General features: G+C 69.3%; 10 protein-coding genes. 5 read left to right on the top strand and 5 right to left on the bottom strand.

The annotated features are described in order from the left end of the window. The coding region (locus TSB10P1A_RS06625) for a transposase (protein ID WP_186387101.1) at positions 1-589 on the bottom strand (589 nt) is incomplete at its 3' end. A 442-nt stretch (positions 590-1,031) separates the two neighbouring features. Here TSB10P1A_RS06625 and TSB10P1A_RS06620 point away from each other — a divergent pair. Genes TSB10P1A_RS06620 through TSB10P1A_RS06600 form a run of 5 tightly spaced genes read left to right on the top strand, consistent with a single transcriptional unit; the run spans position 1,032 to position 4,876 of the window. Beyond that, positions 1,032-1,778 (top strand): TetR/AcrR family transcriptional regulator, encoded by a 747-nt coding sequence (locus TSB10P1A_RS06620; protein WP_244293006.1) that lies wholly within the window; start codon positions 1,032-1,034, stop codon positions 1,776-1,778. Further along, the gene (locus tag TSB10P1A_RS06615; RefSeq protein ID WP_186387100.1) at positions 1,775-2,596 is read left to right on the top strand and encodes an enoyl-CoA hydratase/isomerase family protein; all 822 of its coding nucleotides are present in this window, start codon (positions 1,775-1,777) and stop codon (positions 2,594-2,596) included. The genes TSB10P1A_RS06620 and TSB10P1A_RS06615 overlap by 4 nt, the downstream gene beginning before the upstream one ends. Further along, positions 2,593-4,131 (top strand): AMP-binding protein, encoded by a 1,539-nt coding sequence (locus TSB10P1A_RS06610; RefSeq protein ID WP_244293005.1) that lies wholly within the window; start codon positions 2,593-2,595, stop codon positions 4,129-4,131. The genes TSB10P1A_RS06615 and TSB10P1A_RS06610 overlap by 4 nt, the downstream gene beginning before the upstream one ends. Beyond that, positions 4,131-4,511, top strand: a complete 381-nt coding sequence (locus tag TSB10P1A_RS06605; RefSeq protein WP_186387099.1) for a MaoC/PaaZ C-terminal domain-containing protein — start codon at positions 4,131-4,133, stop codon at positions 4,509-4,511. The genes TSB10P1A_RS06610 and TSB10P1A_RS06605 overlap by 1 nt, the downstream gene beginning before the upstream one ends. After that, positions 4,508-4,876: a phosphate acetyltransferase gene (locus tag TSB10P1A_RS06600; RefSeq protein ID WP_186387098.1), complete on the top strand. Its 369-nt coding sequence runs from the start codon at positions 4,508-4,510 to the stop codon at positions 4,874-4,876. Before TSB10P1A_RS06605 ends, TSB10P1A_RS06600 begins: the two co-directional genes overlap by 4 nt. A gap of 80 nt (positions 4,877-4,956) precedes the next feature. Here the strand turns inward: TSB10P1A_RS06600 and TSB10P1A_RS06595 are convergent, their stop codons facing one another. The 4 genes from TSB10P1A_RS06595 to TSB10P1A_RS06580 all read right to left on the bottom strand — a co-directional run bounded on the left by TSB10P1A_RS06595 (position 4,957) and on the right by TSB10P1A_RS06580 (position 8,297). After that, the gene (locus TSB10P1A_RS06595; protein ID WP_067220344.1) at positions 4,957-5,169 is read right to left on the bottom strand and encodes a cold-shock protein; all 213 of its coding nucleotides are present in this window, start codon (positions 5,167-5,169) and stop codon (positions 4,957-4,959) included. Positions 5,170-5,426: 257 nt separating this feature from the next. Then, positions 5,427-6,251, bottom strand: a complete 825-nt coding sequence (locus tag TSB10P1A_RS06590) for an alpha/beta fold hydrolase (protein WP_186387097.1) — start codon at positions 6,249-6,251, stop codon at positions 5,427-5,429. Beyond that, positions 6,248-7,306, bottom strand: coding sequence for a branched-chain amino acid ABC transporter permease (locus TSB10P1A_RS06585; RefSeq protein ID WP_186387096.1), 1,059 nt, complete (start codon positions 7,304-7,306; stop codon positions 6,248-6,250). The genes TSB10P1A_RS06590 and TSB10P1A_RS06585 overlap by 4 nt, the downstream gene beginning before the upstream one ends. 7 nt (positions 7,307-7,313) lie before the next feature. Further along, on the bottom strand, positions 7,314-8,297 hold the full coding sequence (locus TSB10P1A_RS06580) for a branched-chain amino acid ABC transporter permease (RefSeq protein WP_208984879.1): 984 nt from the start codon (positions 8,295-8,297) through the stop codon (positions 7,314-7,316). Positions 8,298-8,317 lie beyond the last annotated feature (20 nt).

Here is an 8,317-nt window from a genome sequence, read left to right as displayed (position 1 = left end):
CGAGCTGGCGATCGAGCATTCTGACGAGGCTCCTGCAGGAGGCGACGACCAGGGTGCATCCGGGGGACTTGGCGCGGTTGAGTTCGGCGCCGCGAATGGCCATGAGGTCCTGCCTGCGGGCGACGAGCGCGGCCAGTTGCGCCTGGGTGCGGTCCGCCGGGCGGTGGAGCGGCAGGTGGCGCCACCGCTCCTGGCCATAGGCGGCCAGCAGTGCGGCATCGATGGCATCGGTCTTGGCCAGTCGTCCGAAGGAGCGGGCGAAGGCCCTGGCCTTGAGGGTGTCGGCCCGGTGGCAGGCGATGCCTGCGGCAGAAAGTTCTGCCAGCAGCAGGGTTTCATGGCCGCCGGTCGGCTCGCAGATGACGAGCGTGCCGGAGGGCAGACCGGCGACCAGCTTGCGGATGGCGCGGGCCGTGTTGGCCACGGTGCTGGCCACGGTGCTGCCCTGCGCCGAACAGACGGCAAGGGTCAGCTTCGACACGTCGATGCCGACGACGTGGGACGGGGCATGTTCCAGAAAGGCCATGGCGGTGGTATCCTGATCGTGCTTCGGATTGTTCGCGGGCGTGGTGTCAGCCAGAGGCCCCATCAACTCTCCAAGCGGGAAAAGGAAGCGGCAGGGACCCTGATGACGACGGGCGAAAGCCCAATCCCGGTCCGGTCGCCTGCCACTGGTCTCCCGGCGGTTCAGGCCGGGAGACCACCCAAACTCTACCACCTCTTCAGACGAACAATCCCGGCCGCGCGCAGCGCAGAGCCGGGAACCAGAGGTATCCTCAGCAACGGCGGGGCGGAAGGCGCTTGTGGCAGCATCGGCGGGTGCAATGCAGCGCCAACCTCTCCCGGCGTCTTCCCGGACGGCGCGCAGCGCCGAGCCGGGATCGGCGAGCCACCGCGGTCGCCCCCCTTGCCGGGGCGCTTCCGCCAGCGCTCTCGGCTGTGCGATCCCGCGCCTCCCCCTGCTTTACGCTTGAAACTCCCGCGCAAAACATGAATAGTGATTCATAATTCATATTAAGGGTGGAAATGTCGTGAACGAGGTGAGGACGGGCAGAGGCGCGGGGCGGGCGAGGGACCGCGCACGCGCAACGGGCCGGCGCGTCGTCGAGACTGACGCGGCGACGGCCGATCCGGCAAGGGAAATCGTCGGCGATGCCGAGGGCGAGGCCACATCCGGCATGCCGAAGACCGCGCGCGGCGCGGCGACCCGGCGGGCGATCCTCGAGGCCGCCGAACGGGTGATCGGCCGCCAGGGCTTCAACGAGGCCTCCATCGGCTCCATCACCCGCGAGGCCGGCGTCGCGCAAGGCACCTTCTACATCTACTTCGCGAGCAAGGACGAGGTCTTCTCCGAGCTGGTCGCCGAAATGGGCCGCATGCTGCGCCATGCGATCAGCGAGGCGACCTCGGGCTATACCGACCGGCTGCAGGCCGAGCGCGAGGGCCTGCGCGCCTTCCTCGCCTTCGTCTCCGCCCATCCCGAGCTCTACCGCATCGTCCAGGAGGCGCAGTTCGTCGATCGCGAGGCCTATCTCGCCTACTTCCGCACCTTCGCCGAAGGCTATCGCGAAGGGCTGGCGCGGGCGGCAAGCGCCGGCACCATCCGCCCCGGCGACGCCGAGATCCGCGCCTGGACGCTGATGGGCATCGCCCGCTCGCTCGGCGAGTTCCAGGTGGTGTTCGGCGGCACGGCGCCGGTCGACACCATGGTCGAGGTCGCTCACGACCTCATCGAGAACGGCCTCAAGGTCGGCGGCAGCAAAGGGGCGGGCGAATGAGCGCCGCCGCCTGCGATCTCGGGCATCTCGACCTCGTCCATCTCGACTGGCGGGAGGGCGCCGCCTGGCTGACGCTCGACCGCCCCGGGCGCGGCAACGCGCTGGTGCCGGAGCTGCTCGCCGCCTTGCGCGCGCGGATCGCCGAGGCGCGGCAGGCAGGCGCCGGTGCGCTGGTGTTGACCGGCCGCGGCCGCGCCTTTTCCGCCGGCGGCGATGTCGCCCGCTTCGCCGCGCTTGCCGACGACCGCGACGCCCTGGTCGGCTGGTCGCGCGAGATCGTCGGCGCGCTCAATGCGGCGATCCTCGACCTTCTCGCCTTTCCCATGCCGGTGATCGCCGCGCTCAACGGTCCGGTCACCGGCGGCTCGGCCGGGCTGATGCTCGCCGCCGACATGGTGGTGATGAGCGAGGCGGCGTTTCTCCAGCCTTATTATGCGAAGATGGGCTTTGCGCCCGATGGCGGCTGGACGGCGCTGCTGCCGGCGCGCATCGGCACCGCGCGGGCGCTGGAGGTGCAATATCTCAACCAGCGCCTGACCGCCGCCGACTGCCTGCGCCTCGGTTTGGCGAGCGAGACCTGCCCGCCGGCCGAACTGGAGGCCCGCGTGCGTGTGCGGCTTTCGACCCTTGCCGGGATGGACCCCGGCACCCTCGCCGTGACCCGCGCCAATGTCTGGAGCGAGGAGCACCTAGCCGCCGTCGCGAAGGCGCTGCAGCGCGAGCTTGACGGCTTTCTGGCGCTGATCGCCCGGCCGCAGACCCGCGAGCGGATGCGAACCTTTCTCGCCCCGCTCGCGGCCGGGGAGGGGCGGCGATGATGTCCTGGGTCACCGACATGGCGGCCAAGCGCGCCGAGCTGACGCCGGATCGCATCGCCTTCACCGACCACGAGACCGGCGCGCAACTGACCTTCGCCGAGGTCGAGGCGAAGGCGAGCCGCACCGCCCGCGCCCTGCTGGCACGCGGCATCGCGAGCGGCGAGCGTGTCGCCGTGCTGTGCCACAACCATCCGGACTTCTTCGTCCTGCTCTTTGCCGCCCAGAAGACCGGCATCGTGCTGCTGCCGCTCAACTGGCGCCAGCCGCCGGCCGAACTCGCCCCGGTCGTCGCCGCCTCCGGCGCGCGGCTGCTGCTGCATGACGGCGCAACGGCCGCGACCGCACGCGCGCTCGCCGGCACCCTCGCGCTCGATCTCGTCGGCTTCGCCGATGCGCCCGCAGAGGGCGAGGCTCCCCATCTCGACACGCTCGCCGGCGACCTCTCGTCCGCCCCGCTCAGTGACACGCGGGTCGAGGCCGGCCGGCCGTGGTATCTGCTCGCCACCTCCGGCACCACCGGCACGCCGAAACTGGTGATCCAGACGGCGGAAATGGCCTGGGCCAATGCAGTCAACTACACCCAGGCGACGGGAATTTCCGGCAAGGACTGCACGGTCAACTTCCTGCCGCTGTTCCACACGGCCGGCATCAACCTGATGACCCTGCCGCTGTTCCTTGCCGGCGGCGAGAGCATCGTCCTTCGCAAGTTCGATGCCCCTGCGGTGCTGCACCTGATCGGCGACGGCCGGCTCACCGCCTTCTTCGGCGTGCCGGCGATCTACCAGGCGATCGCGCTGGAGCCGGGCTTTTCGGCAACGGATTTCTCCGCCCTGCGCTCGCTCGGCTGCGGCGGCGCGCCGATGCCCGCCCCCCTGCTGGAGACCTATCTGTCGCGCGGCGTCACCGTGTGCAACGGCATGGGCATGACCGAGACCGGCCCGACCGTGTTCCTCGCCGACCCGCAGGATGCGGCGCGCAAGATCGGCTCGGTCGGCAAGGCGCAGATCCTTGCCGAGGTGCGCCTTGTCGCGGTGACGGGCGAGGTGGTCGAGGGCGAAGGCGAGGGCGAGCTGCAGATCCGCGGCCCCGGCGTCACGCCCGGCTATTTCGGCAATCCGCAGGCGAGCGAAGCCGCCTTCGCGCCGGGCGGCTGGCTGATGTCGGGTGATGTCGCCCGCCGCGATGCCGACGGCTGCTACTACATCGTCGACCGCATCAAGGACATGTACATCTCCGGCGGCGAGAACGTCTATCCGGCCGAGGTCGAGCGGGTGCTCATCGCCCATGAGGACGTGCTCGACGCGGTGGTGATCGGCGTTGCGGACGAGAAATGGGGCGAGGTCGGCGCTGCCTGGCTGATCGCCCGCCCGGGTGCGGCCATCGATGTCGCGGCGCTGACCCGTTGGTGCCGCGAGCGGCTCGCCGGCTACAAGGTGCCGCGTGCCTTCCACATCGTCGACGACCTGCCGCGCACCGCCGCCGGCAAGGTGCAGAAACACATTCTCAAGACCAGGCACGGGGAGAGCGGCCGGTGATGACGGCAACGGACGAATGGACGGCGCGCTGGGTGCCGACACAGGCGGATTTCGACGCCTTTGCGGACCTGTCGGGCGACGACAATCCGATCCATGTCGATGCGGAGTTCTCGGCGCGCACCCGCTTCGGGCGCACCGTCTCGCACGGCATGCTGCTCTACTCGCGCCTCTGGGCCGTGCTGCGGCAGCGCTATCCGGGCCGCCGCCACCAGATGCAGGCGCTGATGTTCCCCAATCCCGCCTACGCGGAGGAGGAACTGGAGCTTGCCTTCTCGCAAGGCGATGCGGACGACGCGGGGCTGCTGGCGATCACCATTTCGCGGGTCGCCGACGGCGCGCCCGTGCTTGTCGGGCAGTGCCGGCTGGAGGCGGGGCAATGACGCTGGACGTGGGACAGAGCGCCGAAGTCAGCCGCCGCTTCCCGGCCTCGGACGCGGCGGTCTTCGCCGGGCTCGCCGGGCTGGACCACCTGCCCGAGGCGGTGCCGCAGCCGCTGATCGGCGGGCTGTTCTCCTATCTCCTCGGCGTCCGGCTGCCGGGCTTCGGCACCAACTACCTGAAGCAGGAAATGTCCTTCCTGTCCGAGGCACGTTTCGACGAGACGTTGACGGCGCGGGTGACGATCACCCGCCTGCGCCCGGAAAAGCACCTCGTCGACCTTGAGACCGTGTGTCTGGGCGAGGACGGCCGGCGCATCTGCGAAGGCCGGGCGCTGGTCTATGTCGAGGATGTCGCCGCCGCCTGAACGGTTTCCGAGACGAAAAACGCCGCCGGCGGGGCCGGCGGCGTCGGAAATTCGGTTCCTTGCGGAACGGCCCGATCTGCTCAGGCGAGCTCGAGCTGGGCGGCCTGCAGGCCACGACCGCGACGGTCTTCCTCGGTCACGAAGGTCAGCGTGGTGCCCTCGGCCGGAACGGCGAGGCCCGAACGCTCGAAAGCCGTGATGTGGACGAACACGTCCTTGCCGCCCTCGGCCGGGGTCACGAAGCCGAAGCCACGATCATGGTTGAAGAACTTCAGGGTGCCGGTCTGGCGCATGGGAAAACTCCTGTCCCGTGTCGATAGTTAAGCGCAAGTAAGCGCGCTTGCTTGCGCGAGCGTGGCATTCAGAAACGGGAAAGGCAGTTCTGCTCGACAGAACCGGTCACGGGGACCAGGAAGCGCCGCATACCGAAACTTTCTTAACCGGGTTCGAATTTTCAAGCCCGCTGGGGCCGGTCCGAAAACCGACGCGGCGAATTGTATGCGAAAACCCTGAGACCGGCAAGCGCCGCCGCAGCCTCCGCCCTGCGGTGTCATGGTCTCGGGAGCCCGCCCGGCGCGCTGCCCGCCCGCACGAGGCCGGCCAGCATGTCATTGAAGGCGCTCGCTTCCTCCAGATGCGGCGAGTGGCCCGACCGCGCGAAGACCTCGATGCGGGCGTCGGGGAGGCGGGCCGCCTGCCACGCGGCCACGGCCGGGTTGTAGAGCTGGCTGAGGCCGCCGCGCGCCAGCACCACGGGCACTGTGATACGCGGGATCAGCGCTCGGAAATCCTGCAAGGTGAGCGAGCGCCACATCGCCGCGAGCAGCTTCGGGCTTGCCCCGCGCATCTCCCGTTCGGCGAAGTCCACCAGCTCCTTGCGCGCATGGGGGGCAAAGCTCCGCCGGGCGGTGGCCGGCGCCAGCAGCGGCCACTGGCTTTCGATCGCCTTCAGGAACACCGCGTTGCGCGGCCCGTCGAGACCGTTCAGCGTGCCGAGCCGCCAGTCCGGGTCATTGAGGACGCGCGGCGCCATGTCCTCGACCACCAGCGCGGCGATCCGCTCGCTGCCATGGCGCGCGATCAGCGACCAGGCGACAAGCGCGCCCATCGACCAGCCGACCAGCACCGCGGCGGCGATCTCCTCCTCCCGCATCAGCTCGGCGAGCGCGTCGGCGCCGGCCTCGATACTCGGCGTCACCGCGTCGCCGGTCTTGCCGTGGCCCGGCAGGTCCGGGGCGATCACCTCGGTAAGGTCCGCCAGCGCGTCCATCTGCGGGGCGAAGAAGCCGCCATGGCAGGACCAGCCGTGCAGCAGGATCAGGACGGGCGTTCCGGGCCGGCGGTGGCCGGCCCGGCGCAGATGCAGCCTGCTCATCCACGGTTCCTCAGCCGGCCGACGATGCCGTCCGGGAAGAAATAGACCGACAGGATGAACAGCGTGCCGAGCCACAGCAGCCAGCGTTCCGGCGCCACCAGGTCGGGTAGTAGCGGCAGGCCGCGCGTCGCCGTCTCGGCACTCGCCATCAGGCTCTGCAGATAGGTCTGGGCGAGGATGAAGAGGCTGGCGCCGATCACCGCCCCGTACATCGTCCCCATGCCGCCGATCACCACCATCAGGAGGATGTCGATCATGATCTCCATCGACAGCGTCGTCGCCGGTCCCGTGTAGCGGATCCAGATGGCCAGCAGCGCGCCGGCAAGGCTTGCCATGGCGGCGGACAGCACCGTCGCCGTGGTGCGGTAGCGCACCACCCGGTAGCCGATCGCCTCGGCGCGGAAGGCATTGTCGCGCACCGCCTTCAGCGTCGTGCCGAAGGGCGAGTTGACGATGCGCAGCATCACGAGGAACAGCACCAGGGCGCTGAAGAAGATGAGGTAATAGGCGAGCAGCCGCCCGTCGATCCGCACGTCGAAAATCCGCAGGTCGGTGAGGCGGAAGGCCGGCGTCAGCTCGCGCGGGATGCGGTAGGTCAGCCCGTCCTCGCCGCCGGTGATCGAGGAAAGCTGCGAGACCAGCACGGCGAAGGCGCTCGCCACCGCCAGCGTCACCATGGCGAAGAAGATCGCCTTCACCCGCAAGGAGAACAGGCCGATGGCGAGCGCCAGCGCGCAGGACAGCGCCGTTCCGGCCAGCACGCCGACAAGGATCGCCAGGAACGAGGCGCCAAGACTGCCGAGCGCCAGCGCCACGCCATAGGCGCCGATGCCGAAGAACATCGTATGGGCGAAGGAGACGATGCCGGTATAGCCGAGCAGCAGGTCGTAGCTCGCCACCAGCACGATGAAGATGCAGATGCGCGCGGCCGTGTCGAGCGGCTTGGTGCCGGGAAACAGGAACGGCGCGAAGGCAAGGCAGAGGCCGATCGCGATCAGCAGCAGCGCCAGCATGCGGCTGTTCGGACGATCGCCGGAAAGCAGGGTGTTGATCATCTTGCGCCTATTTCGCCTTGACCACGGGATAGAGGCCCTGCGGCCGCCACATCAGGATGGCGACCATCAGCGCGATGGTGGAGACCAGCGCCACCTTGGGCGCCAGGAACGCCATGTAATTGGCGAGCAGCCCCACCAGCAGCGCGCCGATGAAGCAGCCCTCGATGGAGCCGAGCCCGCCGATGATCACCACGACGAAGACCAGCACCATGATCTCCGAGCCCATATGCGCGGTGATCGTCTCCTGGTAGAGGCCCCACATGATGCCGCCGAGACCGGCGAGCGCCGAGCCGGCCATGAACACCAGCAGGAACAGCCGGTTGATCCGGTAGCCGAGCGCCTCGACCATCTCGCCGTTCTCCACCCCGGCGCGCACCAGCAGGCCGAGCTTGGTCGCCCGCAGCACGTGGCGCATGGCGAGGAACAGGACGAGGCCGATCGCCACCGCCAGCATGCGGTATTTCTCGATCGCCGCCTCGCCGACGATGAACGAGCCCTGCAGCGAGGGCGGGCGGGCGACATGGATCGCGTCCGGCCCCCAGATCACATGGATCAACTGCTGGGCGACGATCAGCCCGCCCATGGTGACGAGGATCTGCTTCAGGTGGTGGCCGTAGACCGGCTTGACGATCACCCGCTCGAAGGCGAGCCCGAGTGCCCCCGTCACCGCCATCGAGGCGAGGATCGCCAGGAACACGGCGGCAAGGTTGAGCACCACGGCCGGGTTCTGCGTCCAGCCGGACAGCCAGGCGAGCACGGTGAAGCCGACAAAGGCGCCGACCGAGACGAAGGCGCCATGGCCGAAATTGATCACGTCCATCAGGCCGAAGATGACCGTGAGCCCCGAGGCCATGATGAAGATCATCAGCCCCATGGCGAGCCCGGCGACGGTCAGCGTCAGCCAGACGGACGGGTTGCCGATGGCGGCAAGCCCGGCGAGGGCCAGCACCGGCGCCAGCAGCAGCGGCGCCGCCTTGCCGAGCCGTTCCATCGCTGTCGGCCCCACCAGGC

This window comes from Stappia sp. TSB10P1A (genome assembly GCF_900185725.1).
In the GTDB taxonomy this organism is placed as follows: domain Bacteria; phylum Pseudomonadota; class Alphaproteobacteria; order Rhizobiales; family Stappiaceae; genus Stappia.
The sequence above is the reverse complement of the archived record's forward strand: the minus strand, read 5'-3'. Positions and strand labels throughout refer to the sequence as shown.